Below are 24,532 nucleotides of genomic sequence, written 5' to 3' on the forward strand. Positions count from 1 at the left end.
TGGTTTCCGCCCGCGACATGGGCTGCGCGGGGGCGTCCGCAAGCGGAACCTTGACCGGGAACACTCTGGTTGTGAACTCGGCGTGATTAGTTGTTTGCGGCCGGATGCTTGGCGAACAAGATGATTCCGGTTGGCCATCAACGATTGAACGCCGCGCCCTCCGGTGGGTAGGCGGCGTCGTAGTCGTAGCTGTACAACGGGAGATCCTTGATAGGGATCTCGGTGAATTGAAGATTATCCGGGGCCAGCTTGATCAGCGCCGTGGACAAGGTGCGATTGATGGAGTTGGTGGCCAGGGACGCGACGAAATAACCAATGTTGTATTGAGTCAAGGGGACAGTCCGGCACGTGGCAGCAAGGGGGCGTCCATAGTTTCAGAGCGATTTATGGTGAATGCGCGGCGCTCTGAAACGGTCGACCCAGCAGGGATGGTGCTTGCCAGTGGCATCGAGCCGCAGCTTTTTGGGCGAAGAGCTGCGACGTCCTGGGTGGTGGACCCGGTTGCCATGGTGCGATGCCGTGCAATTTGACGCCGTCCGACTGGAGCCCTCATGCCGACCACGCCGGCCTGCGACCGCATGAAAAGTATCCAGGACAAAACGGGCTCTTCTGACATAACCGTGGGCGTGGCCAGCGAGCCTTAACGCCCACACGCCGCTTCCTGCCTAGGATTTTTGACTGACTAAGGTACAAAAATTCAAGGGCTGAAAACGGCGTGCAGAAAACAAGCATATGGGCCACCCTGCTGGGTGTCGAAAAAACGACCGTCCACCACGTGGAGACCTGCCCCGACACCGGGGTCCTGCTGGCCCGGGTGACACCCCACAAGTCCATGCGCAACAGGTGCGGGAGCTGCTCCAGGAAGTCCCCGCGCTACGACCGCGGCGCCGGACCCCGACGCTGGCGCACCCTGGATTTGGGAACCACCGAAACCTACCTGGTCGCCGAGTCCCCGCGCGTGAACTGCCCCGAGCACGGGGTCACCGTTGCCGCCGTGCCCTGGGCCCGCCACCAGGCCGGACACACCCGCGTCTTTGACCAGCAGGTCTCCTGGCTGGCCACCCAGTGCTCCAAGTTCGCGGTGACCGTGCTGATGCGCATCGCCTGGCGCACCGTGGGCTCCATCATCGACCGGGTCTGGAAGGACACCGCCAAGGCCTTCGACCCGTTCAAGAACCTCAGGCGCATCGGCATTGACGAGATCTCCTACAAGCGCGGCCACAAGTACATCACCGTGGTCGTGGACCACGACTCCGGCAGACTAATCTGGGCGTCCCCGGGCCGGGACAAGGCCACGCTGCGGAAATTCTTTGATGCCCTCGGGGAGGAACGATCCGCCCAGATTACGCATGTTTCCGCCGATGCCGCGAACTGGATCTCCACCGTTGTGGCCGAACGCTGCCCCGGCGCCGTCCGCGTGGCCGATCCGTTCCATGTCGTCATGTGGGCCACCGACGCCCTGGACGAGGAACGCCGCGCATCCTGGAACCGGGCCCGGGCCGCGGCCCGGCAGAACGAGCCGGCCCGCGGCCCGGGACGCCCGGCCAAGGACGCGCCCTCCCGGCCGGACAGCGAGAAGGCCAGGAAGCTGAAGGACTCCCGCATGGCCCTGTGGAAGAACCCCGAGAACCTCACCGACAAGCAGGAGGTGAAGCTCGGTTGGATCGTGAAGACCGACCCGAGGCTGGGCCGGGCCTACTACCTCAAGGAGGGCCTGCGCACCGTCTTCAAGCTTCCCCATGCGGATGCGGTGGTGGCCCTGGACAGGTGGGTGGCCTGGGCCAGGCGCTGCCGGATTCCCGCGTTCGTGAAGCTGCAAAAGAGCATCGTCAAGCACCGCGACAGCATCCTGGCCTCGATCGAGCACGGGCTCAGCAACGGGCGGATCGAATCAATGAATACGAAGATCCGGCTCATCACCCGGGTCGCATTCGGATTCAAATCTCCGGAAGCCTTGATCGGCCTGGCCATGCTCAGCCTCGGAGGCCAGAAACCGGTGCTCCCGGGACGGGAATTACCCACGGATATGTCAGTAGAGCCACAAAACGGGCAGGAAAACTTAACTAGGCAACGATTCGTTGATACCCGCGGCCTTTGGCCCGGCTTGCGTCGTCGCCAGGCGTCGTGGGCCAAACCCAGCCGGCGGATGGGAATCAGGCTACGTTGTCGCCGTTCCCTTGCTGAAGACCGAGGCGAGCCGACACCGCACGGGCAGTCTCCTTGGTCGCCTCCGCCAGCTCGTCTCCGAGTCCCAGATGCTGTACGCGGGAGCGGGGGGCGCTGACGGTGATGCAACCGGCGATCCTGCCACGGTAGTCCCGGATGGCGGCCGAAACCCCGAATTCCTCATAGGTTGTCTGGCCGTCGTTGACGGCCAGGCCCGCCTCCCGGATCATGGCCAAATGGGCTGCTGCGTCCGCATAGCCGCCATCAATACGGTCCTGCTCGGTGACTTCAATGCTCCCGGAATCCACCAGTTGTTCCACGGTCCCCATGTCCAGGGTGGAGAGGAATATCCGCACCGACGAGGAAGCCCAGCGCGTGTAGCGCGTACCGATGTGGGCCGAGTGCTTGACCTGGTGCGGGCTGGCAACCTGCTCAATGACCACGGCCTCGTTGCCGTTCCACAGTGAAATTGCCGAGGTTTCGCTGGTGCGTGCCGTCAGGTCCTCCAGATGGGGAAGCGCGGCACGGCGCACATCCAGTTCCGCGAGCAGCGGTGCGGCCAGTCCCAGTAAGCCGAGCCCCAGGCGGAAACGCCCGCTGCCCTCGTCGCGCTGGACGTAGCCGGCCTCGGCCAATCCGTTGAGCATGCGCGACACCGTGGACTTGTGCAGACCGACCCGGTCGGAAACTTCGGTGACTCCAAGAACCGGGTGGGCGGTGGTGAAGGCCTCGAGCACCGCCAGCCCGTTGAGCAGTGAGGCAGCTGCCCCCTGTGGTTGCGTGCCAACGCGTTCGGTCATCGGTGTGGCTCCTCATCTGTGGGTTTGGAGTTGTTGCGGTCCTGCCGGTTCGCAGCGTTCGGCGTACTCAATGTTCCCATAAGGGACCACGGAAGCCGCTCATGTGCAGTACGTCACAAAAACTTTCCAAAAACTCTTGCTTGTTGCTGAGCCGGGAACTATGTTGATATGAAAGCAACAAACTTGCGAATGTAAATCCCGACCACAGGGGGCAAGATGTCGGAAAACTCCCACGCAGTACTCGAAGCCCAGCTGGAAGCGCTGCCCGAGAAGGTCTTTGCGGCAGGCGCCGAAGAGTGCAACAAGCGCGGATTCAAGCGCCGCGTTGGTTACGGAACCCGCCCGGCCATCATCCACATCGACATGGCCAACGCCTTGACCCGCCCGGGCCACAACTTCACCTGCAAGAACATGGATGTCATCATCCCGGCCTGCCAGGACCTGAACGCCGCAGCACGCGCCAAGGGCGTCCCGGTCATCTTCACCACCACCACCTCGTTGTCGGTAAACAACAAGGTACCGGTCAACAGCTAGTCGAGGTCGCAAAACGTCCCATCAGTGTTCTGTGCAGAAGCTGGTCACGTCAACCGTGCATAATGGTGCGCGGTGGATACGGCCCGCTTTGCATACCGGCAAGAGGCTGCCGCCCCCAGTGGTGGGAGCCCCAAGTAAAGCTATCGCCCGCAGAGATGCGGTATTTTCCCCGATTGAAAATGAGGCGAGTCAACCATGAAGCAGCACCAGCACGGCACCGAACCTTCCCCGGCCAGTTTGGGCCCCGATCCTTCGCCTCCCGAAGACTACGGGGTCAAGCCGGAAACGCTGCGCCGGGCGACCCTTGCCGGCTTCGCGGGCACCGTGGTGGAATGGTTTGATTTCGCTGTCTATGGTTTCATGGCACCGATCATCGCCCAGACGTTCTTCGCCTCGGAAAGCGTCGTAGTGTCCCTGTTGCAGACCTTCGCGGTTTTCGCCGTGGCCTTTGCCCTTCGCCCGGTGGGTGGAGCCTTGTTCGGCATGCTGGGGGACCGGCTGGGTCGCAAGCAGGTGCTGATCACCACGGTCCTGCTCATGTCAGGATCCACTGCCGTCATCGGGCTGTTGCCCGGCTACCAGCAGATCGGCGTGTGGGCGGCGGTCCTGCTCACGCTGGCGCGCTGCGCCCAGGGCCTGTCGGCCGGCGGCGAGTATGCCGGGGCGGTCACCTATGTCATCGAGCATGCCCCGGCGCATCAACGGGCCCGGTGGGGATCGGCGATGCCCACCGCCACATTCTTTGCCTTCGCGGTGGCTGCCCTGCTGAGCTTCCTGCTCTCCGCCGGGTTGGGGCAAAGCGCCATGGAACAGTGGGGCTGGCGCATACCATTCCTGGTGGCCGCGCCCCTGGGCTTGGTGGCCTTCTGGATCCGCCGGCATTTGGATGAGTCCCCGCTCTTCCAGGAGATCAAGGATTCGACCGCGGCCCCGGAGCATGCGCCCCTGCGCACCACCCTGGCCGAACAGGGCAAACCCATGCTCATCCTGGGCGGGTACATCTCCCTGACCGCGCTGTCGTTCTACATCTTCTCCACCTACATGACCACATTCCTTCGCAATGTCGTGGGGATGGACGCCACCTCCGTGCTGCTGTCGAACGTGATCGCGCTGTCGTGTGCCGCAGTGCTGGCGCCCTTCGTTGGGATCCTGTGCGACCGGATCGGACGGCGGCGGACCATGTTTGCCTCGGTGTTCCTGCTGATCCTCACCGCCTATCCCGGCTACCTGCTCGCTTCCTCGGGGACCTTCGGTGGAGCACTGGGCGGCCAAATCATGATCATGCTGGGTACCGTGAGCGCGAATGTGGTCACCGCGGTGCTGCTTACCGAGGTCTTCCCAACCCGGGTGCGCTACACCGCGGCCGGAATCACCTACAACATCAGCTACGCGCTGTTCGGCGGCACCGCCCCGTTCATTGCCACCTTGCTGATTGACCTGACCGGCTCGCCCATGGCCCCGGCGGTGTACCTGACGGCCATCGCAGTGGGCGCCTTTGTCGCGGCCATGCTCCTGCCCGAAACCTCCGGACGCCGCCTGGGTGCCGGCGTGGACGAAGGCTCCATCACCACGGCTGCGGAGCCTGGCCCGCGCTAGTTCCCGCCGCCCGGTGCGCAGGCACGGCAGCCGACCCCGAACGCAGGCACGGCAGCCAACCCCGAACGCGGGGTCGGCTGCCTTGCCGTGTCAGGGTTCCTGGACGTGGATATTCGTCCCGACTCAGTGATCCACAACCCGCATGTCCTTGCCATGAGGCGGTTTTTGGTGCTGGGGGGACCGTGCAATCGGGGGTGACCTGCGGTGTTGCGGCAGCTCGAGACCAGCCCGTGAGACCGGTCAAAAAGTTCTCCAGCTCCCTATCATGGCGCCCTGAGTGCAGCTGGGTTGGTCACAGAGCAAAACGGTCTGGTGTTGGGCTTCCCGCCAGTGGATAGCGCCAGCCCCGGAATAGTTCCAGCAGGGCTTTCATTGTCGCAGCACCGCGCCCAACACCTGGGCAGGGTCACTGGTTTACTGGCATGCTCCAGTCCCCATCACCTTCTGGTATCCGGGTAAGCCATCAGGCCCATCAAACCTCCCTTCGAGTTCGTCCCGGCTGCGTCGGGGATATGGCAACGCGCCTCGTGGCCCACTGGAAGCTCTCGGTCTTGCCCTGGGGTGTGGGCTTGTACGGTTTGCCCGTGATCATGCTGACACTCAGGGACGGCATGTGGGTTACCGCGCGGCGCACCGCTCCCCGCCTGCTTGGGATTGGGGCTGTCCCGTTGTCAGGAGGCGCTGGGCACCCCGCATGCCGCGATGCCTTGCTTCACGACCGCTGTGGCCAATTCGCTGGTTTCCCCGAAGCGGCCAGGATGGCGACAGCCAGCCGGGAATGGTCATCGTGGAGCTGGAAGACCACGCACTTGCGTCCACCGGTCAGGACCTATTCGGTGGCGTCCAGTTGCCAGCACGCGTCCGGGGCCGGATGGACGAAGTGACGCCACGCTGCGCGTGGTTTCTTCTTGGACCGGCCGGGAGGCGCGCGAATGACAAGGTGCTGGGCTCGGGCCGAAGCCTGATCCCAGCATCTATGGGGTGGAAGTTACTTCTCGGCCTTTTCGACCGGCTCGGGGTCCCCGATGTGCCCCTGGGCGCTGGCGTCCAAAACGCGCTCGACGAATGCTGCAAATTCGTTCATGTAGTGGGTGAGGAATTCGGCGGTCGAAGCGTCGGAGACGTTGCCGTCGGCGTCGATGAGCCCGGGCTTGAAGTTGATGTAGGCCTCGGGGGAGTTCAGCTGCGGGGCGTCGAGAAAGCTGAGGACGCTGCGCATGTTGGACTGCATGACAGCGGTCCCGATGACCCCTGAGGAAGCCCCGATGATGCCGGTGGGCTTGCGCGAAAAGGAGTTGGTTCCCCAGGGCCGTGAGCCCCAGTCGATGGCGTTCTTTAGGGCGCCCGGGATGGAACGATTGTATTCGGGGGAGACGAACAGCAAGCCGTCGGATGCCTCGATGGACTGCTTCAGTGCAGTGCCCTCCGGCGGGTAGTTGGCATCGTAGTCGTAGCTGTACAAGGGAAGATCCTTGATGGGGATCTCGGTGAAGGACAACGAATCCGGGGCCAACTTGATCAGGGCCTTGGACAGGGTGCGGTTGATGGACTTGGTCGCCAAGGACCCGATGAAATACCCGATGTTGTATTGAGCCATGGGGCCAGTTCAGCACCTGGGGGCCTTGGACGTCCAGAGTCCAAGGCCGAACTCTTGGCGAACTCACAACACCCCGGGGTGGGGCGGAGGTTGTCAGGAAACCTGCATGCCCAAGGGCTGGTGACTGTCGAGTTCCTTGCCATCCCTGAAGGCATTGATGTTGCCGGCAATTTCGGTGGTCCGTCGCACGAAAGTCTGGGCGGCGTGCCCCGAATGGTGCGGCGTGGCAATGACGTTCGGAAGGGACGTGAAACGGGATACCGATTCCGGTGCCGCAGTGCCGACTGGTGCGTCCCACCAGACATCCAGGGCCGCACCGCCGATGGTTCCGTCCCGAAGCGCCGCGTACAGCGCTTCCTCGTCAACGATGGCTCCACGGGAGACATTGACCAGCAGCGCGTCATCGCGCATCTGCGTGAATTGCCTGGCTCCCATCAGCCCGCGGGTTTCATCGGTCAACGGAAGGCAAAGCACCACTACGTCGCTGACTCCCAGCAACTCGGGAAGGTCCTCCATGGGTCTGACCCACTCGAGGCCCGCGTTCCGATCCGATCCGTCCCCGGGGTTGCGGCGCACCGCAACCGCCTTCATGCCCAATCCCGTGCACAGGCGTACCGTCTCGGAGCCGATGCCGCCGAGCCCCACGAACCCGATGGTCAGTTCATCCAGGGTGCGGTGCAGTGGCGTCTCCAGCTCGGTGGCCACCGAGCGCCACGTACCCGATCGCATTTCCGCGCTCACGCCGAGCAGCCGCCGCTGGTGCGCCAGCACGACCATGAGGATGTGTTCGGCGATCGAGCGCTCGTGGTGTGCGGTCCGCAAGACCACTGTCCCTTCCCGGAGGTCCGCGACGGCGACCCGGTCGGCACCGGAGCCGGTGATGTGCACCAGTCCCGCGGGGCAGGCGGCGGCGTCCTCGGGGCTTAGCCTTGCGCACACCAGCACCTCGGCGCGGGCAATGGCGGCGGATTGCTCTTTCGCGGGTCGGCCGGCCACGAATTCCCAGTGATTGTTCGGGGCCTTTTCCCGCAGCAGGTCCGCGAACCTGGAGATGATGGGGTCGGTGACAACGATGCGCATGCCGTTCACCAGCGAGGGGTGGTGAGCTGGAAGTCCGGGTGGATGCTCTGCATGTAGCCGGTGTCATCGCGCTTGGTCAGCCCGCAATCAAGGTACTGCTGGTGCAACCGGGCCAGCGCGTCTTCGTCGAGTTCGATGCCAAGCCCCGGCTTGGTGGAAACGTTGACCGAGCCGTCCCTGATTTCCAGGGCACCCGGGAGGATCACGTCATCGCCTGCCGGTTTCCAGGGCCAGTGGGTGTCGCAGGCGTAGTCGATGTTCCTGGTGGCTGCGGCCAGCTGGATCATCGCGGCGAAGCTGATGCCCAGGTGCGAATTCGAGTGCATGGACAGGGCCAGCCCGAACGTTTCGGCAATGCCGGCCAGTGCTTGCGAGCGCCGCAGCCCTCCCCAGAAGTGGTGGTCCGAGAGGACAACATCCACCGCGCCGGCGGCGATGGCCGGCGGGACGTCGTTGAACGAGACCACGCACATGTTGGTGGCGATGGGCAGGTTGATTTCCTTGCGCACCGCGGCGTTGTCGGCAATCGACAGGCAGGGGTCCTCGAGGTATTCCAGCACCGGCTCCAGCCGGCGCCCGACCTTGATGGCGGTCTCGACGGTCCACACCCCGTTGGGATCGATGCGCAACGGCAGCCCGGGGAATGCCTCGCGAAGGGCCTCGATGGTGGCCGCCTCGATTTCCGGCTCGAAGACACCGCCCTTGAGCTTGAGCGCGGTGAATCCGTATTCGTCCACCATCTTGCGGGCCTGGGCCACGATGCCGGACGGGTCCAGGGCCTCGCCCCAGGCATCGGGGTCCTGGCCCGGGTGCCCGGCCCACTTGTAGAAGAGGTAGCCGCTGAACGCGACCTCGTCCCGCACCGCACCGCCCAACAGCGTGCTGACCGGCACGCCCAGAACCTTGCCCTGGATGTCCAAGCAGGCCACGTCGAATGCCGAGAGCACCCGGTCTTCCAGGGAAGTGGTGGTGACCATGCCCCCGGTGCCGTGCCCGCCGATTCCCGAGTCTTCGCGCAGTGATTCGGAAACCAGCGTGGCGACCTGGTTGATGTTGAAGGCGTCCGCACCCACCAGCAGGGCACCGGCCCGGTCCAGCCTGGCCACGTGTGCCTCGTCCCCGTAGGTTTCCCCCAACCCGTAGGTGCCGTCCTGGGTGCGGATGACCACGATGGCGCGCAGCGCGAAGGGTTCGTGAACTCCCACGGAGTTCAGCAGCGGGGGATCGGCGAACGCCACGGGAGTCACTGTGACCTCGGTGATGATGGCCCGATTGGTGTCTGTTGCGCGTGGTGAAAGGGTGGCGAGCGAGCGGTCTGCGTCAGATTCCGACATGTTGGGGCTCCGTATCAATGGGGTGGTTAGACTCACCCTAGGAGAGTGCATCGATGCATGTCCAAGCTAAAATTGGCAACCAATCATTCAAGGAGTGAATCGATGTTTTCGTTGATCCAACTCGAATCATTCGTGGCGGTGGCCGAGGAATTGCACTTCGGTGCTGCTGCAGACCGGCTGAACATGACGCAGCCTCCGTTGAGCCGACAGATCCAGCTCCTTGAGCGCGAACTCCAGGCGCAGTTGTTCATCCGCAACTCCCGGCGCGTGGAACTCACCGCCGCCGGACGGGTGCTGCTGCCCAACGCCAGACGCATCCTGGACCTGAGCGCCAAGACCAGCCTTGAGGTTTCCCGGGTGGCCACCGGGGATGCCGGAACGGTGGTCATCGGCTACACGGCCGTTGCGGGCCAGGCGGTGCTGCCGGACCTGCTGGGCCAGGCCTCCAAGCACCTGCCGCATGTCACGCTGGTGTTGCGCGAGGCGGTGTCCGTTGAGCAATTGGATGCCTTGAGCAAGGGAGCGATCGACATGGGAATCCTGCGTCCCATCGTCACCCGGCCCGGCGTGCATACCCAGTTGATCAAGAAGGACCGCCTGGTGGTGGCGCTTCCGGAGGGCCACGACCTGGCCACGGGCAAGGGGGTCCTCATCAAGGAGCTGGCGGGCCTGCCCCTGATGATGTACTCGACGGGCGAGGCACGGTATTTCTATGACCTGGTCCTGCGGCTCTTCGACTCGGTTGGCGCCCGCCCGAACATTGCCCAGATCGCAAGCCAGATCCCGGCGCTTTTGGCGTTGGTGGCCGCCGGACTGGGCGTCACGCTGGTGCCGGCCACGGCCATGGAATTCACCCCGCGCGGAGTGGTCTTCGAGGAGATCACCGGTCCCAACGGGCTGTCCAACCTGAACCACTCGGACATGTACCTGGCCTGGGACGAATCCTCCAGCAACCCCGCCGCTGAGATGCTCCGCAAGATCTACCTGGAATCTCTCACTGAGGAAACCTCGGAAACCAACGGGCCAACGGCCCCGTAGGCCAGGGCCGCGACTCAGCCCAGAAAGAGCGTGATCACCAGCGTCACCGGCAGGGCCAGCAGCGTGCTGCACAGGATGACCTCGCGCACCACCGTGGTTTCGAGCCTGAACTGCTGGGAGAAGAGCAGCACGTTTTGGGCCGTGGGCAGGGCGGCCATGATCACGACCCCGAGCAGGTCCGTGCCTTCCAGCTTGAACACCAGCGAGGCTAAGGCCCAGGCCACCAACGGCATGAAAAGCATCTTGAAAAAGGTGGCCAGGAAAACCTCGCCGCGCAACGCCTTGTCTGCCAGCGGGCGCTGACCAAAAAGCGACATGCCGAAGGCCATCAAGAGTAGCGGAATGGAGGCTTGGCCCAGCATGTCGATGGGGATGTTGATGACTTCGGGCAGGTGCAGGTCGAAGGCCGCGAACAGGGCGCCAATGAATGTGGCGATGGTGACCGGGTTGGCGATGGAACGAAGGATGGTCTTGCCCAGCGGGGTCTTGTTTTTCTGGTTGCCGCTGGCCCGGGAGGCCAAGGCAAAGATGCACAGGTAGACCGGGGCGATCATCAGCAGCTGGGCAATGAGAACCGAGACCACCGGGTTGGTGCTTCCCACGGCGTAGAGCGCCAGCGGCACACCGATGTTCCCGGCGTTGACGTAGCTGGTGGACATGGCCGCGCCCGGAAGCCGGGTGGCCGGGACCTTGAAGAACAGCTTGGCGCTTAGCGCATACAGCCCGCCGGTGAGTGCGGCGGTGATCAGCGCAATCGGGGTGTACACGCCGATCACCGAGCGCAGGTCGGTCTCCGAGAGCAGCATGAACATCAGCGCCGGATTGGTGATGTAGTAGATCAACGGTGTCAGCCCGGTGGCAATGGACTCGCGCTTGCGCGGCAACAACCTTGCGGTGACCAAACCAATGCCAATCAAGATCAGCACGATCGAGAACCCCTGGAGCACTCCTTGCACATGGCCTCCCGAATAGGCGTTGGTGATCGTTGTGGTGAACCGGTGTTTACCAGGCAAGGCAAGGGACGGTGGGGGAGTCCGAACGAACCATCCCCACCGTCCCTTGCCTTATTTCATTGTTTCCAAGAGCCGTCTCAGCGCACCAGTGCCGGGGACTTGGCGTCGAATTCCCACCCGGGAATCAGGTACTGCATCGAGGCGGCGTCGTCGCGCGAGCCCAGCCCGTGCTTCAGGTATAGCTCGTGGGCCTCGGCCAGCCGCGTGCGGTCCAGGGTGACGCCCAGGCCCGAACGTTCCGGGACCTTGATCTCGCCATTGCGGATCAGCAGCGGCTCCTCGGTCAGTCCCTGGCCGTCCTGCCAGATCCAGTGCGTGTCCAGCGCCGTGATCTCGCCCGGTGCGGCGGCACCGACCTGCGTGAACATGGCCAGGGAGATGTCGAAGTGGTTGTTCGAGTGTGAACCCCACGTCAGCCCGAACTCGTCGCAGAGCTGGGCCACGCGCACCGAACCTGCCATGGTCCAGAAGTGCGGGTCGGCCAGCGGGATGTCCACGGCATTGGTGCGCACCGCGTGGGACATTTCGCGCCAGTCGGTGGCGATCATGTTGGTGGCGGTCGCCAGGCCGGTGGCACGCCGGAACTCTGCAACCACCTCGCGGCCGGAGAACTTGCCCTCGGCGCCGCACGGATCCTCGGCGTACGCCACGATCCCGCGCATGCGCTTGCCCAGCCGGATCGCGTCCTTGAGCAACCAGCCGCCGTTGGGATCCAGGGTGATGCGGGCTTCGGGGAAGCGCTCCTTCAGGGCGATGACCGCATCGACCTCCACGTCGCCTTCCTGCACGCCGCCCTTGAGCTTGAAGTCCTTGAACCCGTAGCGCTTTTGCGCGGCCTCGGCCAGCCTGACGATGGCATCCGGCGTCATGGCCTCTTCGCGGCGCACCTTCTCCCAGTCGTCGGTGCCGCCCGGCTCGCGCAGGTAGGGAAGATCGGTGTCATCCGGGTTGCCCACATAGAAGAGGTAGCCAAGCATCGGCACCGCATCGCGCTGCTGGCCCTCGCCCAGCAGCTCCGCCACCGGGACGCCGAGGAATTGGCCGTGCAGATCAAGCAGCGCCGACTCGATCGCGGTGACCGCGTGCACCGTGGTGCGCAGGTCAAAGGTCTGGGCCCCGCGCCCGCCGGAATCCCGGTCCGCGAACCTGCTGGCAACCGCGCGCAGCAGCGTGCGGAACCGTGCCACCGGGGCACCGACGAGCATTTCACCGGCTTCCTCGATGGTGCGCCGGATGGGTTCCCCGCCCGGGACCTCGCCGAGGCCCGTGCGGCCCTCGGAATCGGTGATGATGGTGATGTTGCGGGTGAAGAACGGCCCGTGGGCCCCGGAGAGGTTCAGCAGCATCGAGTCGTGCCCGGCCACCGGGACGACCTCGATGGAGGCAATGGTGGGTTGGGCTGCACTCATGCTTGTTCTCCGGCGTTCTTCAGGGTGCCGTCGATGCGGCGGGTCAGCTTCCACGGGTTGGACTGCTGCAGCGGGGCCGGAAGCAGGGAATCGGGGATGTTCTGGTAGGCGACCGGGCGCAGGAAACGCTCGATGGCCAGCGTGCCGACCGAGGTGGTGCGGGTGTCCGAGGTTGCGGGGAACGGCCCGCCGTGGACCATGGCGTGCCCCACCTCGACCCCGGTGGGCCAGCCGTTGACCAGGATGCGTCCGGCCTTGCGCTCCAGGATGGGCAGCACCGCGGCGACGGCCTCGTGGTCCGAATCGTTCAGCTGCAAGGTGGCGGTGAGCTGGCCCTCAAGCTTGGACAGGGCGGTGGCCAGGTCCGCGGCATCCGTGTAGCGGATGACCAGGGAGGCGGCACCGAAGATTTCCTCGTGCAGCACCGGGTTGCCCAGTAACTGCGCAACCCCGGTGGAGAAGATGGACGGTGCCGGGGCGTTCTCGGTTTCACCCTTGTTGCCCTGGGCCAAGAGCTCCACGCCGGGCTGGGAGCCAAGGTTTTGAACGCCCTGGACCCAGGAGTTGTAGATGCCCTGGGTCAGCATGGTCTGCCCGGCCGCGGTGGCGGTCTCGGTGCGCAGCGCCGCGGCGAACGTGTCGCCTGCCTCGCCGGCCGGGACGAACACCAGGCCCGGGGCTGTGCAGAGCTGGCCGCTGGAGCCGGTGACCGAACCCAGGTAGGCCTTGGCGTGGCCGGCGGCGTCATCGGAAAGCGCGCCGGAGAAGAAGATGACCGGGTTGATGGAGCTCATTTCCGCGTAGACCGGGATCGGCTCGGGACGTGCGGCGGCGGTGGCCATCAGCGCGGTGCCGCCGCCGCGGGAACCGGTGAAGCCCACGGCCTTGATGCGCGGGTCCGAGACCAGCGCCTGGCCGATGCTGGCGCCCGGCCCGTAGACCAGCGAGAAGATCCCCGGGTGCAGATTCGCCTCCGAGATGGCCGCGGTGATGGCCCGGCCCACGATCTCGCTGGTGCCCGGGTGGGCGTTGTGGGCCTTGAAGACCACCGGGCATCCGGCGGCCAGGGCCGAGGCCGTGTCCCCGCCGGCGGTGGAGAATGCCAGGGGGAAGTTGGACGCACCAAACACCGCTACCGGGCCCACCGGGATCTTGCGCTGGCGGATGTCCACCCGCGGCATCGGCGCGCGCTCCGGCAATGCCGGATCGATCCGCACCCCGTGGTGGTCGCCCTGGCGCACCACCTGCGCGAAGATGCGCAACTGGTTGCAGGTGCGCCCGCGCTCGCCGGTGAGCCGTGCCTCGGGAAGCCCGGTCTCCGCCATGGCCCTTTGCACCAGCTCGGTTCCCACGGCCTCGATGTTCTCCGCTATGGATTCGAGGAACCGTGCGTGGGTCTCGGGGTCAAGGGAACGGAAGGAGGCAAAGGCGTCCTCGGCCGCGGCGGTGGCCAGCTCCAACTGCGCGGCGTCGATCAGGCTGTAGGCCGGGTCGAGCGGCTGGTTGGTGGCGGGATTGAAGCCCCGTACCTCGGCCCCGTTGCCGGGGGTGTTGATCCCGGCCAGGATGGACTGGCCGGTGAGTTGCTGGGTATCCGTGGACATTGCTGCTCCTGCGTCGGAAGGTGGGTGTTGCGGTGGTGATGTTTGGTGCGTCCGGGCTGTCGGTTAGACGGCTGCGGCGGCCGGCATCAGTCCGGCCTTCTGGATCAGGGCGCCGAGGTCGGCCAGGTCGGCCTCGGTGAGGTTCTGCAGCGGCGGGCGCACCGAACCGGCGTCGCGGCCGATGGCCTTCAGTCCGCCCTTGACGATGGAGACGCCGTAGCCTGCCACGCGGTCGCGGATGTCCAGGTACGGAAGCACGAAGCGCTTGAGCTTCTCGGTGACCGCCGCGTGGTCCTGATTGCGCACGTCCTTGTAGAAGTCCAAGGCGAACTCGGGGACGAAGTTGTACATGGCCGAGGAGTATGTGCTCATGCCCAGCTGCAGCAGCGGCAGCGCGAAGGTCTCTGCGGTGGGCAGGCCACCGAGGTAGAACAGGCGGTCGCCGTTCTTGGTGTAGACCTTGGTCAGGTGCTCGATGTCGCCGGTGGCGTCCTTGAACCCGATGAAGTTTTCGTGGGTGTCGGCCAGGCGGGCCACGGTGTCGGCCGAGTAGATGGCGTTGGCGCGGTTGTAGACGATGACGCCGGTGGTGGTGGCCTTGCAGACGGCCGAGGCGTGCTGGAAGAGGCCTTCCTGGTCGCATTCGGTCAGGTAGGGCGGCAGCAGCAGCAGTCCCTCGGCGCCGGCGGCCTCGGAGTCCTGGGCGTTCTGGATCGCCTGCTTGGTGGAGCCTCCGGCCGAGCCGAGCACCGGAACGCGCGTGCCGGCTTCCTCGACGGCCATGCGGACCACGCGGGCTGCTTCTTCGGGGGTGAGGGTGAAGCCCTCGCCGGTGCCGCCGGCGGCAAAGAGGCCGGCGACGCCGAAGCTTGACTGCCAGTCGAGGTGGCTGCGGTAGGCGGCCTCGTCGATTTCCAGCTGCGCATCGAATGCGGTCACCGGGAAGGAGAGGAGCCCGTCCTTGAGCTTGGCGGCAAGTTCGGCTGGGGTGTAGGTGGCCATGGGGATACTCCTAAAAGTGGGGCGCCTCCACGACGAAGTGGATTCAGTGGCGGTGGACGATGGTGATGTTCGTTGACCCCAGCCTAGGGAGCACCAACGATGCCTGTCCAAGCCCATATTTGTATTGTTTGATACCCGTCGGGTATCGCCAGTTTGGGGGTACGCGGCCCGGGTGGTCTTTGCCGTGACTTAGGCCTGCATGGAGTCACGAACGATCTGCACCAATTTGGCCAGCGCGGGATTCTTGTAGTCCCGATTCCAGATTGCGTGCAGCTCGACCGCGTCCGGGGTGACGTCCTCGAGCCGGTGGTAGCTGACCCCGTCAACGCCGAGCAGCTTGGCGCTTTCGGGGACAAAGGCGATGCCGCGCCCCGCGGCCACCAGGGTGATCATGGTCAGGATCTGGCTGACCGAGTGGACGACGTTTTGGTGCTCGATGTCGATCTCGCGCACAACGAGGTCATAAAAATAGCGGGCCTTGGTTGCCGAGTGCATGATTAATGGTTCGCCGGCCAGGTCTTCGACCATGAGCTCGCGCGGCAACAGGTCAAGCCGGTGCCCCGTGGGCACCGCAACGTAGAGGGACTCGGAAAAGAGCATTTGCGATTCAAACGTTTTTTCGTCGAAGGGTGGTCGCGCCAGGCCCAGGTCGATGTCCCCGTCTTGCAGCGCGGTGATCTGTTCCCCGGTCACCATCTCGAAGAGCTCAAGGTGGACATTGGGAAGCCGCGTCGAGATTTCGGAGAGCAGGGGTCCGAGCAGGCTGAACCCCGAGGCTGCGGTGAATCCGATGCGCAGCTCCCCGAATTGCCCCGAGGCAATCCGGCGCGCGTTCAGCGGCGCGCGCTCGGCGGAAATCACCAGGCGCCGGGCATCGATGAGAAAAGCGTGCCCGGCCGCGGTGAGAGACACCTTGCGGTTGTCGCGTTCGAGCAGCTCGACGCCAACGCTTCGCTCGAGCTTCTGGATTTGCCGGCTCAGCGGGGGTTGGGTCATATTCAGCCGCTCGGCGGCGCGGCCGAAGTGCAGCTCTTCGGCCACGGCCACAAAGCTTCGCGCTTGGTCCAATGTGAACAATTGATACCTTTCGGGAATCACTCCATGCATAGATGGGGTTGGACAAGCATCATAACTATTTCTAGGCTCAAGCAGAAGTAAGAAACGTGTTGTGACTCACTCGCAGGTGGGAGCCCCCGAGCAACACGTGTCGAAAACAAGGAGATCTCGCAATGAAGAAGCAATTCACACGCCGCGCAATGCTGTCCATGGCCGCGGCCACCGCGGCTCTTTCGCTTGCTGCCTGCGGCGGCAACGTCGGTGGCGGTGCCGCCGAGGGAGCCACCTTCCCCAGCGGCCCGGTGACCCTCACCGTCGGCCAGGCCCCGGGTGGTTCCACCGACCTGATCGCCCGCGCAGCGGCCGAGGGCATGGCGGAAAAGCTCGGCGTGGCCATGCCGGTCGTCAACAAGCCCGGCGCCAACGGTGCCCTGGCCACCCAGGAAGTCGCAGCAATGAAGGCAGACGGCCAGAACCTGGTCCTGCTCAACGCGTCGCTGATCACCATCACCCCGCTGGCGGTCTCCGCATCCGAAGCCGTCACCCTGGACGAGCTCGATGTCATCGGTGGCCTGTCCCAGGACGACTACGTCATGGTTGCCAGCACCAAGTCGGGCGTCAAGTCCGTTGCGGATTTGAAGAAGAGCGAATCGAAGCTTTCCTTCGGCACCACGGGCGTCGGCACCGGATCGCAGCTGGCCCAGGCCTTGCTGCTGGCCCAGGGCGACATCAAGGGGACCATCGTTCCCTTCGACTCCGGCTCCCCGGCGCTGACCGCCGTCATGGGCAACCAGGTGCAGGTTTCCACCGTCCAGCTCGGCGAGGCCAAGCCGCAGATCGATGCCGGCACCGTGGTCCCGCTGGTCGTCTTCTCCTCCGAACGCAACAGCTTCCTGCCGGATGTTCCCACCGCCGTTGAAGAAGGCTACGACGTCCCGGTCTCGCAGTACCGCGCCATTGCCGCACCCAAGGGCCTGAGTGCCGAGACCAAGACCGCCTTGGTCGACGCACTCAAGGCAGCAACGGCCCGCGACTCCTACAAGTCCTTCAACGAGTCCAACATGCTCAGCCCGAAGGAAATCTCCGGTGAGGAAGTTGTCACCGAATGGAACGAACTGGCCGCCAAGTACAAGAAGCTGACCGAGCAGTACAACATCTCGCTGGCTTCCAAGTAACACCTCGCCCGTTCCCAATCCCAGGCGCCACCGCAGGTGGCGCACGCTAGACCCAAAGGAAGCACGCTATGCGAGCCGATAAAGCGCCGCACGTCGAAGACGCCCCGGAAACGGACCTCCCGGAGACGGACGAAGAGATCCTGACCCCCGAGCAACTCGCTGCTGCATGGGCAGCCGAGGCTCCGGAACCGGCCGGGCCCGTGGCCAACCTGGTTTCCTCACTGGTGGCCATGGCCCTGGGCATCGCAGGGTTGCTGCTCTCGCTGAAACTGGGATTGGGAACTCCGGCCGAACCACGGCCGGGCATGTGGCCGTTCATCGTCAGCCTCGTCGTTGCCGTGCTGTCGGTGGTCCAGGTCGTCATCGGCCGCGCCGGCGGCAAGGACGGGGAAAAGTTCTCGTCCTACTCCTGGTACGCCGGAATCGGTTTTGCCACGCTCGTGGGCATGGTGCTGCTCATGCCGGTGGTGGGCTTCGAGATCCCGTCGCTGCTGTTGTGCTTCGTCTGGATGCGGTGGCTCGGCGGCGAGCGCTGGCGCTCGGCCACCATGTATTCGATCCTGATTGTTGCAGCGTTCTACGCGATCTTCATTGCCGCACTCGGAACCACCATCCCCCGACTTTTCTAAGTCAAGACCAAAGGTAAAACGGCATGGATTTCTTCGGCCCGGTCTTGGACGGCTTTGGTGTTGTCCTGGACCCAACCAATCTTCTGTACTGCCTGCTCGGCGTCGCCATTGGCATGCTGATCGGCGTGCTGCCGGGCCTGGGCCCGGCAGCAACCATCGCCATCCTGCTTCCCCTGACCTACGGGGTGGAGCCGGTCACCGCGATCATCATGCTCGCGGGCATCTTCTACGGCGCCCAGTACGGCGGCACCATCACCTCCGTGTTGCTGCGCATTCCCGGCGAGGCCAGTTCCGTGGTGACCGTCTTTGACGGCTACGTCCTGGCCAAGCAGGGGCGGGCTGGCACCGCACTGGGCATCGCCGCCATCGGTTCCTTCATCGGCGGCACCGTGGGCATCATCGGATTGACCTTCCTGGCCCCGGTGGTCGCGAGCTTCGCCCTGGACTTCGGCCCGCCGGAGTACACGGCACTGGCCCTGCTGGGCATCCTGCTGGTCGCCACCATTTCCGGCGGATCGAAGATCAAGGCCTTGATTGCCGCGGCCTTCGGACTGTTCCTGGCCACGGTGGGACGCGATATCTTCACCGGTGCCGAGCGCTTCACCTTCGGAAACCTCTCGATGGCAGACGGCATCGACTTCGTGCCCATCGCCATGGGCCTGTTCGGTGTGGGAGAGATCCTCTACAACCTCGAGGAACGGCACCGTGCTGCCTCCGCGCCCGCCACGGTCGCCAACGTCTGGCCCTCGCGCAAGGACCTCAAGCAAGCCTCCGGCGCCATCGGACGCGGCTCGGTGCTCGGATTCTTCCTGGGCATCCTGCCCGGCGGCGGAGCCACCATCGCCTCGCTGGCCGCCTACGCCGTGGAAAAGAAGCGGGCCAAGGACCCCTCACGTTTCGGCAAGGGCGCCATCGAGGGCGTGGCCGGACCGGAAACCGCGAACAATGCGGCGGCCACCAGCTCCTTCATCCCGCTGCTGACCCTGGGCATCCCCGCCAACGCCACCATGGCCATCATCTTCGGTGCGCTGCTGATCCAGGGCGTGACCCCTGGCCCGCAGCTGATCACCGAGCACCCGGACCTGTTCTGGGGCGTGGTGAACTCGATGTACATCGGCAACATCCTGCTGCTGATCATGTCGATCCCGCTGGTGGGACTGTTCGTGAAGATCCTGCGGATCCGTGCAGCGATCCTTGCCCCGATCACGGCGCTGATCACAATGCTCGGCGCCTACACGATCCGCAACTCGATGTTCGACGTCATGCTCGTGGTCCTCTTCGGCGCACTGGGCTACCTGATGAAGAAGTTCGGCTTCGAGCCCGGCCCGCTGGTGCTGGCATTCGTGCTCGGAAGCCTCCTCGAGTCCTCGCTGCGCCGCTCGCTGCTGGTGCTTGAGGGCGACCCGACCGGGTTCTTCACCCGGCCGATCTCCGCCACGCTGCTGGTGACATTCGTGATCGTGGCCGTCTGGCCCATGATCAAGACAGTTCTCGACAAACGCAAGAAGGCAAACGCCGTCTTGTCCGACCCCAAGGTTAAGGAAAAGGTATGAGCATCCTAGTTGGATACGTTCCGACCAAGGTCGGTGAGGCCGCGGTGCGCGCCGCGATCAGCGAGGCCAAGCTTCGCAACGAGGAGCTGCTGATCGTGAACTCGGTGCGCGAAGGTGCACTGGTGGACAAGTCGGTGGCGAGCGCCGAGGACATCGAGCGCATCAAGGCCTCCACCGTGGATGCGGGCATCAAGGCGCGGATCCTGGAATCCATCCACCGCGACGACCTCGCCGAGGAGATCCTGGACCTGGCCGAGAAGCACGACGTCTCACTGATCGTCATTGGGTTGCGCCAGCGCTCCCAGGTGGGCAAGTTCATCATGGGCTCCCACGCCCAGCGCATCCTGTTGCAGGCCGAGCACCCGGTGCTCGCAGTCAAGGCGGACCAGGTCTAGAAGGATTTCTTCCGCAGACCAAGGCAGGGTCCCTGAACCGCGTGCGGTTCAGGGACCCTGCCTGCTTATCGCGGTGGTCCTGGCCCCTTGGGAACCACGGCATGATTCGCTTGGGAGGGCGATCACCAATCCAGCAACAAGTGCTCTCCAACCTGTTCGCGCACGCCTGCCAGCGCCGCGGGGTCGTCATTCAGCTTCGTGCCCAGATGAGGCATGTCCCGACGCAGCGTCGACAACCAGCCGGGGTAGCGTTCCGGGAAGCTGCGTGCCAGCAGCTCCAGGACCAAGCCCACCGAGGCGGACGCGCCGGGGGAAGCGCCCAGTAGTCCCGCCAGGGAACGGTCCGCGGTGAGCACGACCTCGGTGCCGAACCCGGCAATCGTGCCGGCACCGTCGACCCGCTTGATGACTTGGACGCGTTGCCCGGCCGTTACCAGCTCCCAGTCCTCGGCCCGCGCGTGGGGGACGAACACCCGCAGTGCCTTGAGGCGTTGTGCCGGGGTGGTGAGGATCTGGGTCACTAGGTAGCGCACGAAGTCAAGGTTGGTGCGTGCGGCCGAGAGCAGGGTTCCCAGGTTTCCGCGGGTCACCGACCTGGCCAGGTCCAGCAGTCTGCCGCGCTTGAGGAAGCGCGGGGAGGAGGCACCGAAGGGCCCAAACATGAGGTATTCCTTGCCGTCGAGAACTCTCAGATCCAGATGGGGAACGGAGATGGCCGGTTCGCCATCGGCCGGGTGTCCGTAGACCTTGGCCCGGTGCCCGGCGATGAGTTCCGGGTTGTCGGTGCGCAGGAACAAGCCGCTGATCGGGAAGCCGCCCACCGTTGCGGTTTCGGGCAGGCGCGCCGATTGCAGCAGGGGCAGGGTTCCGCCGCCGGCCGCAACGAAGACGTACCGTGCGGTCAGTCCGCGTTCGGCCGCGGCGTGCCGTGCGCGGATGTGCCAGAGATTGGTGTGCGTATCCTGGCACAGTGAGCGCACCCGGGTTTCCAGCTGCAGCTCGGCACCGGAGGCCGCGGCATCGGCCATGAGCTTGGAGGTCAATGATCCGTAATCCACGTCGGTACCCAGCGGGCTGCGGGTTGCTGCAACCTCCTCGGTCGCCTCGCGGCCCTGGAACATCAGGGGAAGCCAGTGGCGCAGGGTTTCGGGGTCATGCGTGTATTCCATGGAGTCGAAGAGCGGGTGGGCGCTGAGCTCGGTGTGCCGGGTGCGCAGGATCGCGGTCCATCGGCCGCGGGCAAAGCTGCAGTGCGGGACGCTGCGGATGAATTCGGTTGGCTCGCCCAGGCGGCCCCTCGCAGAAAGGTGTGCCCAATACTGCACCGAGACGAGGAACTGCTCGTGGATGGCCAAGGCATCGGCCGGATCGATGCTGCCGTCGGGCGCGGCGGGGGTGTAGTTGAATTCGCACAGGCCTGCATGTCCGGTTCCGGCGTTGTTCCAGCCATTCGAGCTCTCGGCCCCGGCGACTTCCAGGGCCTCGAGCACGCCGATGCGCCATCCGGGTTCCAGGGTGGCCAGCAGTCCGGCGGCGGTGGAGCCCATGATCCCGGCTCCAATGATGAGGACGTCGTAGTGTTCGGTGGTGCCGGGATGCTTCACGGGGGTGTTTCCTTCGCGTGTTGGCGGGCCTGACCCGCTCAGTGGGTGGGCGGCGCGACTCCTGCTTCGACCTCGAGCCGCTGCAGGGAATTTGCCAGGTGAACGCGCATGGCTGCGGCTGCGGCCATGGCGTTGCCCGAGGCGATGGCATTGCGGATGCCCAGGTGCTCGGTCGCAACCTGCTCCAGGCGGGCGTCGGGGATGGAGTCCTTGGATTCCAGGCGTTGGCGTGGCATGGCAATCATCGCCGGACCGAGGTGGCGCACCGCATCAAGGAAGTAGGGGTTCCCGCTGCCTGCTGCAACGGCCGAGTGGAACTCGAAGTCGCAGCTCATCGAGCGCGAGGCGTTGGTTCCGGCCTGCCGGAATGCCGCGAGCGCCGCATCGAGGGCGGGCAGGGTGTCGGCGCTCGATGCAACCGCTGCCGCAGCTGCAGCCTCGGATTCGAGTCCCATGCGGAACTCGAGCAATTGCCGGCGCTCGGCCAGGGTTCTGGGGACCCGCGGCTGCGCACCGGTTTCGGGTGCCGGGGGAGTGAGGGCAAAACTTCCGGCACCGCGGCGCGTGTGGACCAACCCCTCAGCCTGCAGCCGGGTCACGGCCTCACGCACCACGGTGCGGGAGACTCCGTGCTCTGCGATCAGGGCATTTTCGCTCGGGAGCTTGTCTCCCGGGGCGATTGCTCCGGAGCTGATCTGCTCGCGCAGGTGCTCAATCAGGCCGGCCGTCAGATTGGGTTTCATAGAATGAATGCTTTCACGCGCGCCGCGGCAGGAGGCTTAAGCTCGGCCGAACTCGACGGTGTCGGTCGTCCAGGCGCGGGCCTGGTCGCTGAAGGTGAAGCCGAGTCCGGGCCGGTTCGGGACGATCATGCGTCCGTCCTTGGTCTCAAGACGCTCGTTGAACAGCGGGTCGAGCCAGTCGAAGTGCTCCACCCATGGTTCGCGCGGGTAGGCGGCGGCGAGGTGCAGGTGAATCTCCATGGCGAAGTGCGGCGCAAGGTCCAAGCCGGCCTGGTCCGCAAGCGTGGCCAGGCGCAGGAACTGGGTGATGCCGCCGATGCGCGGGGCATCGGGCTGGATGATGTCGCAGGCACGGGTGGCGATCAGTCGTTCGTGCTCGGCGACGGATGCGAGCATCTCGCCGGTGGCAATCGGGGTGTCAAGGGCCGCGGCGAGGGCCGCGTGTCCCTCGGCGTCGTAGGCGTCGAGCGGTTCCTCGATCCAAACCAGGTCGAATTCCTCGAGCTTGCGACCCATGCGCAGCGCGGTGGCGCGGTCCCACTGCTGGTTGGCATCCACCATCAACGGCACGTTGGGGCCGATGTGTTCGCGCACCGCGGCGACGCGGCGCAGGTCCTCGGAGGAATCGGGCAGGCCGACCTTGATCTTGATGCCGCCGATTCCTTCTTCGATGGACTGGCTGGCGCGGTCCTTGACCTCGGAGATGGAGGCGTTGAGGAAGCCGCCGGAGGTGTTGTAGGTGCGTACCGAGTCCCGGTGGGATCCGAGGAACTTGGCCAGCGGCAGGCCCGCGCGCTTGGACTTCAGGTCGTAGAGGGCAATGTCGAGGGCGGCGAGTGCCTGGGTGGCGACACCGGAGCGGCCCACGGAGGCGCCGGCCCACAGGAGTTTGGTGTAGAGCTTGGCAATGTCGTTGGGGTCCTCGCCGATCATGGTCTCGGCGACTTCCTTGGCGTGGGCGAACTGTGCAGGCCCGCCGGCGCGCTTCGAGTAGGAAAAACCGACACCTTCGTGGCCCTGCTCGGTCTTGATCTCCGCGAAGAGGAAGACGACCTCGGTCATCGGCTTTTGGCGGCCGGTGAAGACCTTGGCATCGGAGATCGGGGTGGCCAGTGGCAAGCGCGCGGTGGACAGCTTGACGTGGCGAATGGCATCGGGGGAGTAGCTCATGGCGGGTCTGTGCTCCTGGGAAGGGAAAGGCGGGATTGTGTCAGCGAACACAACTTATCGTATAAGTTCAACACTTGTAATACAAGTGATTTCGGGCAAGGCCTTTCAACCGTGGATTTTCCGCATTCAACTGACAACCATGCGGTACCTGTGGAGCACCGAGAAGGCTCGGGTGTCAGTGGGTCCGGGTATGGATTTTTTCTGGAGTCCTGCGAACCTATGGCGGTCTTCCGCAACCAATGGCGATTCGGGATGTCTTGAATGCGATGATCAGGGAATTGGATAGAGGGGGTGCTTTGCCAAGGCTTCAGATATGGTTTCTTGGTTCCTGAGCCACGAAGGTAGAAACGCGCCGATGTCACCAAGAACTCGTTCCACTGCGTCGTAAACCTCTTGAACCTGCTGGCTATCGAGCATTGGTTCTAGGTGGGCGATTCGGTTTCGAGCCTCGTAGATTCGAGTGACGTCGACAACGAGTTCTCGCGGTGTCCGGGTCATGTTGGGAAACGCGTTGGGGAGTACATCCCTCCACAGCAGGGCGCTTCCCGGGTCGGGGCGACGCCCGGCTGGTGCCTTAAGGGCGAATCGCCAAGTGCCAAACATAAGCTGTGCCAGGATGTCGCAGTGTTCTGGAGTTTGGCCTGACCTGTGGCTAACGCGGCGCCGTTGTATGTGCTTGCGAGCCCGTTCGGTCGCTTCTGCAATCTTGTCTTTTCGAACGATGCGTTCCAGAAGTGGAGCTGGGTCCAATAGCCAATGTGCGGATCGCCTCTCGCCCGTCGTGCGATTGGTTTGGGTCTGGTTCCAGATCGAAAATTGTTCATCTATCGTGTTGCGAAGTGCGATCTCGACGATGTGCAATGTCTCGTAAATGGCGGCAGAAGCGCGCATGTTCCAGTGATAGAGATGTAACCCCTTGCTTCGGTTCCCCCCCGGCGGCCCGAAGGTAGGAGCCAAATCTGTCGTCGGAAATCGCCATAATGGCGGCCTCGAACAGCGGAGATAGGTGTTGGACAGCGGGATTCATGCTCTGT

Annotated in this window: 20 protein-coding genes and 2 pseudogenes; 8 read left to right on the forward strand and 14 right to left on the reverse strand. The window is 64.6% G+C overall.

The window, feature by feature from the left end; genetic code table 11:
- Positions 1-149 precede the first annotated feature (149 nt).
- A pseudogene (locus J2T21_RS04595) lies at positions 150-332 on the reverse strand (ACP phosphodiesterase); the annotation flags it as partial.
- Between the two features lie 383 nt (positions 333-715).
- Between J2T21_RS04595 and J2T21_RS04600 the strand changes: the two are divergent.
- A pseudogene (locus J2T21_RS04600) lies at positions 716-2,011 on the forward strand (ISL3 family transposase); the annotation flags it as partial.
- 142 nt (positions 2,012-2,153) lie between these two features.
- On the opposite strand, the gene J2T21_RS04605 reads toward J2T21_RS04600, so the two are convergent.
- Complete coding sequence (locus tag J2T21_RS04605) at positions 2,154-2,966, reverse strand: IclR family transcriptional regulator (RefSeq protein WP_307578955.1); 813 nt, start codon at positions 2,964-2,966, stop codon at positions 2,154-2,156.
- A gap of 216 nt (positions 2,967-3,182) precedes the next feature.
- Between J2T21_RS04605 and J2T21_RS04610 the strand changes: the two genes are divergently transcribed.
- On the forward strand, positions 3,183-3,500 hold the full coding sequence (locus J2T21_RS04610) for an isochorismatase family protein (protein ID WP_307578956.1): 318 nt from the start codon (positions 3,183-3,185) through the stop codon (positions 3,498-3,500).
- Between the two features lie 195 nt (positions 3,501-3,695).
- Positions 3,696-5,096 carry an MFS transporter gene (locus J2T21_RS04615; RefSeq protein WP_307578958.1) on the forward strand — a complete coding sequence of 467 codons (1,401 nt, stop codon included), beginning with the start codon at positions 3,696-3,698 and terminating at the stop codon, positions 5,094-5,096.
- A gap of 988 nt (positions 5,097-6,084) precedes the next feature.
- Here the strand turns inward: J2T21_RS04615 and J2T21_RS04625 are convergent.
- From J2T21_RS04625 to J2T21_RS04635, 3 genes are all read right to left on the reverse strand, one after another.
- Positions 6,085-6,693 carry an NADPH-dependent FMN reductase gene (locus tag J2T21_RS04625; protein ID WP_307578960.1) on the reverse strand — a complete coding sequence of 203 codons (609 nt, stop codon included), beginning with the start codon at positions 6,691-6,693 and terminating at the stop codon, positions 6,085-6,087.
- Positions 6,694-6,786: 93 nt separating this feature from the next.
- Positions 6,787-7,773 carry a 2-hydroxyacid dehydrogenase gene (locus J2T21_RS04630; RefSeq protein WP_307578962.1) on the reverse strand — a complete coding sequence of 329 codons (987 nt, stop codon included), beginning with the start codon at positions 7,771-7,773 and terminating at the stop codon, positions 6,787-6,789.
- Between the two features lie 5 nt (positions 7,774-7,778).
- Positions 7,779-9,107 carry a glucarate dehydratase family protein gene (locus J2T21_RS04635; RefSeq protein ID WP_307578964.1) on the reverse strand — a complete coding sequence of 443 codons (1,329 nt, stop codon included), beginning with the start codon at positions 9,105-9,107 and terminating at the stop codon, positions 7,779-7,781.
- Between the two features lie 102 nt (positions 9,108-9,209).
- Between J2T21_RS04635 and J2T21_RS04640 the strand changes: the two genes are divergently transcribed.
- Positions 9,210-10,145 carry a LysR family transcriptional regulator gene (locus J2T21_RS04640; RefSeq protein ID WP_307578966.1) on the forward strand — a complete coding sequence of 312 codons (936 nt, stop codon included), beginning with the start codon at positions 9,210-9,212 and terminating at the stop codon, positions 10,143-10,145.
- Between the two features lie 14 nt (positions 10,146-10,159).
- Here J2T21_RS04640 and J2T21_RS04645 read toward each other — a convergent pair whose 3' ends face one another.
- The 5 genes from J2T21_RS04645 to J2T21_RS04665 all read right to left on the reverse strand — a co-directional run bounded on the left by J2T21_RS04645 (position 10,160) and on the right by J2T21_RS04665 (position 16,250).
- Positions 10,160-11,071, reverse strand: coding sequence for an AEC family transporter (locus tag J2T21_RS04645; RefSeq protein ID WP_307578968.1), 912 nt, complete (start codon positions 11,069-11,071; stop codon positions 10,160-10,162).
- A 164-nt stretch (positions 11,072-11,235) separates the two neighbouring features.
- Positions 11,236-12,567, reverse strand: coding sequence for an enolase C-terminal domain-like protein (locus J2T21_RS04650; RefSeq protein ID WP_307578970.1), 1,332 nt, complete (start codon positions 12,565-12,567; stop codon positions 11,236-11,238).
- Positions 12,564-14,171, reverse strand: a complete 1,608-nt coding sequence (locus J2T21_RS04655) for an aldehyde dehydrogenase (NADP(+)) (RefSeq protein ID WP_307578972.1) — start codon at positions 14,169-14,171, stop codon at positions 12,564-12,566. The genes J2T21_RS04650 and J2T21_RS04655 overlap by 4 nt, the downstream gene beginning before the upstream one ends.
- A 63-nt stretch (positions 14,172-14,234) precedes the next feature.
- Positions 14,235-15,173, reverse strand: coding sequence for a 5-dehydro-4-deoxyglucarate dehydratase (gene kdgD / locus J2T21_RS04660; protein ID WP_307578974.1), 939 nt, complete (start codon positions 15,171-15,173; stop codon positions 14,235-14,237).
- Between the two features lie 189 nt (positions 15,174-15,362).
- Positions 15,363-16,250, reverse strand: coding sequence for a LysR family transcriptional regulator (locus tag J2T21_RS04665; protein ID WP_307578976.1), 888 nt, complete (start codon positions 16,248-16,250; stop codon positions 15,363-15,365).
- A gap of 152 nt (positions 16,251-16,402) precedes the next feature.
- On the opposite strand from J2T21_RS04665, the gene J2T21_RS04670 reads away from it, so the two are divergent.
- From J2T21_RS04670 to J2T21_RS04685, 4 genes are all read left to right on the forward strand, one after another.
- On the forward strand, positions 16,403-17,404 hold the full coding sequence (locus tag J2T21_RS04670; protein WP_307578978.1) for a Bug family tripartite tricarboxylate transporter substrate binding protein: 1,002 nt from the start codon (positions 16,403-16,405) through the stop codon (positions 17,402-17,404).
- 68 nt (positions 17,405-17,472) lie between these two features.
- The gene (locus J2T21_RS04675; RefSeq protein ID WP_307578980.1) at positions 17,473-18,033 is read left to right on the forward strand and encodes a tripartite tricarboxylate transporter TctB family protein; all 561 of its coding nucleotides are present in this window, start codon (positions 17,473-17,475) and stop codon (positions 18,031-18,033) included.
- Positions 18,034-18,056: 23 nt separating this feature from the next.
- Entirely contained in the window at positions 18,057-19,586 is a 1,530-nt protein-coding gene (locus J2T21_RS04680) for a tripartite tricarboxylate transporter permease (protein ID WP_307578982.1), read from the forward strand.
- Positions 19,583-19,981, forward strand: coding sequence for a universal stress protein (locus J2T21_RS04685; protein WP_307578984.1), 399 nt, complete (start codon positions 19,583-19,585; stop codon positions 19,979-19,981). Before J2T21_RS04680 ends, J2T21_RS04685 begins: the two co-directional genes overlap by 4 nt.
- 122 nt (positions 19,982-20,103) lie before the next feature.
- Here J2T21_RS04685 and mqo read toward each other — a convergent pair whose 3' ends face one another.
- From mqo to J2T21_RS04705, 4 genes are all read right to left on the reverse strand, one after another.
- On the reverse strand, positions 20,104-21,585 hold the full coding sequence (gene mqo, locus J2T21_RS04690; RefSeq protein ID WP_307578987.1) for a malate dehydrogenase (quinone): 1,482 nt from the start codon (positions 21,583-21,585) through the stop codon (positions 20,104-20,106).
- Between the two features lie 38 nt (positions 21,586-21,623).
- Positions 21,624-22,328: a FadR/GntR family transcriptional regulator gene (locus tag J2T21_RS04695; RefSeq protein ID WP_307578989.1), complete on the reverse strand. Its 705-nt coding sequence runs from the start codon at positions 22,326-22,328 to the stop codon at positions 21,624-21,626.
- A 36-nt stretch (positions 22,329-22,364) separates the two neighbouring features.
- Positions 22,365-23,498, reverse strand: a complete 1,134-nt coding sequence (locus J2T21_RS04700) for an L-talarate/galactarate dehydratase (RefSeq protein ID WP_307578991.1) — start codon at positions 23,496-23,498, stop codon at positions 22,365-22,367.
- Positions 23,499-23,768: 270 nt separating this feature from the next.
- A complete protein-coding gene (locus J2T21_RS04705) occupies positions 23,769-24,389 on the reverse strand; it encodes a hypothetical protein (protein ID WP_307578993.1) in 621 nt (206 codons plus the stop codon).
- Positions 24,390-24,532: the final 143 nt, after the last annotated feature.

Origin of the sequence: Paeniglutamicibacter psychrophenolicus (genome assembly GCF_030812255.1) — a bacterium.
Classification (GTDB): domain Bacteria; phylum Actinomycetota; class Actinomycetes; order Actinomycetales; family Micrococcaceae; genus Paeniglutamicibacter; species Paeniglutamicibacter psychrophenolicus_A.

What these genes read in the sequence shown, in the direction of transcription:
- J2T21_RS04605 (WP_307578955.1), bottom strand. Translation starts at nt 2,966, where the DNA reads ATGACCGAACGCGTTGGCACGCAACCACAGGGGGCAGCTGCCTCACTG.
- J2T21_RS04610 (WP_307578956.1), top strand. Translation starts at nt 3,183, where the DNA reads ATGTCGGAAAACTCCCACGCAGTACTCGAAGCCCAGCTGGAAGCGCTG.
- J2T21_RS04615 (WP_307578958.1), top strand. Translation starts at nt 3,696, where the DNA reads ATGAAGCAGCACCAGCACGGCACCGAACCTTCCCCGGCCAGTTTGGGC.
- J2T21_RS04625 (WP_307578960.1), bottom strand. Translation starts at nt 6,693, where the DNA reads ATGGCTCAATACAACATCGGGTATTTCATCGGGTCCTTGGCGACCAAG.
- J2T21_RS04630 (WP_307578962.1), bottom strand. Translation starts at nt 7,773, where the DNA reads ATGCGCATCGTTGTCACCGACCCCATCATCTCCAGGTTCGCGGACCTG.
- J2T21_RS04635 (WP_307578964.1), bottom strand. Translation starts at nt 9,107, where the DNA reads ATGTCGGAATCTGACGCAGACCGCTCGCTCGCCACCCTTTCACCACGC.
- J2T21_RS04640 (WP_307578966.1), top strand. Translation starts at nt 9,210, where the DNA reads ATGTTTTCGTTGATCCAACTCGAATCATTCGTGGCGGTGGCCGAGGAA.
- J2T21_RS04650 (WP_307578970.1), bottom strand. Translation starts at nt 12,567, where the DNA reads ATGAGTGCAGCCCAACCCACCATTGCCTCCATCGAGGTCGTCCCGGTG.
- J2T21_RS04655 (WP_307578972.1), bottom strand. Translation starts at nt 14,171, where the DNA reads ATGTCCACGGATACCCAGCAACTCACCGGCCAGTCCATCCTGGCCGGG.
- kdgD (WP_307578974.1), bottom strand. Translation starts at nt 15,173, where the DNA reads ATGGCCACCTACACCCCAGCCGAACTTGCCGCCAAGCTCAAGGACGGG.
- J2T21_RS04670 (WP_307578978.1), top strand. Translation starts at nt 16,403, where the DNA reads ATGAAGAAGCAATTCACACGCCGCGCAATGCTGTCCATGGCCGCGGCC.
- J2T21_RS04675 (WP_307578980.1), top strand. Translation starts at nt 17,473, where the DNA reads ATGCGAGCCGATAAAGCGCCGCACGTCGAAGACGCCCCGGAAACGGAC.
- J2T21_RS04680 (WP_307578982.1), top strand. Translation starts at nt 18,057, where the DNA reads ATGGATTTCTTCGGCCCGGTCTTGGACGGCTTTGGTGTTGTCCTGGAC.
- J2T21_RS04685 (WP_307578984.1), top strand. Translation starts at nt 19,583, where the DNA reads ATGAGCATCCTAGTTGGATACGTTCCGACCAAGGTCGGTGAGGCCGCG.
- J2T21_RS04695 (WP_307578989.1), bottom strand. Translation starts at nt 22,328, where the DNA reads ATGAAACCCAATCTGACGGCCGGCCTGATTGAGCACCTGCGCGAGCAG.
- J2T21_RS04700 (WP_307578991.1), bottom strand. Translation starts at nt 23,498, where the DNA reads ATGAGCTACTCCCCCGATGCCATTCGCCACGTCAAGCTGTCCACCGCG.
- J2T21_RS04705 (WP_307578993.1), bottom strand. Translation starts at nt 24,389, where the DNA reads ATGCGCGCTTCTGCCGCCATTTACGAGACATTGCACATCGTCGAGATC.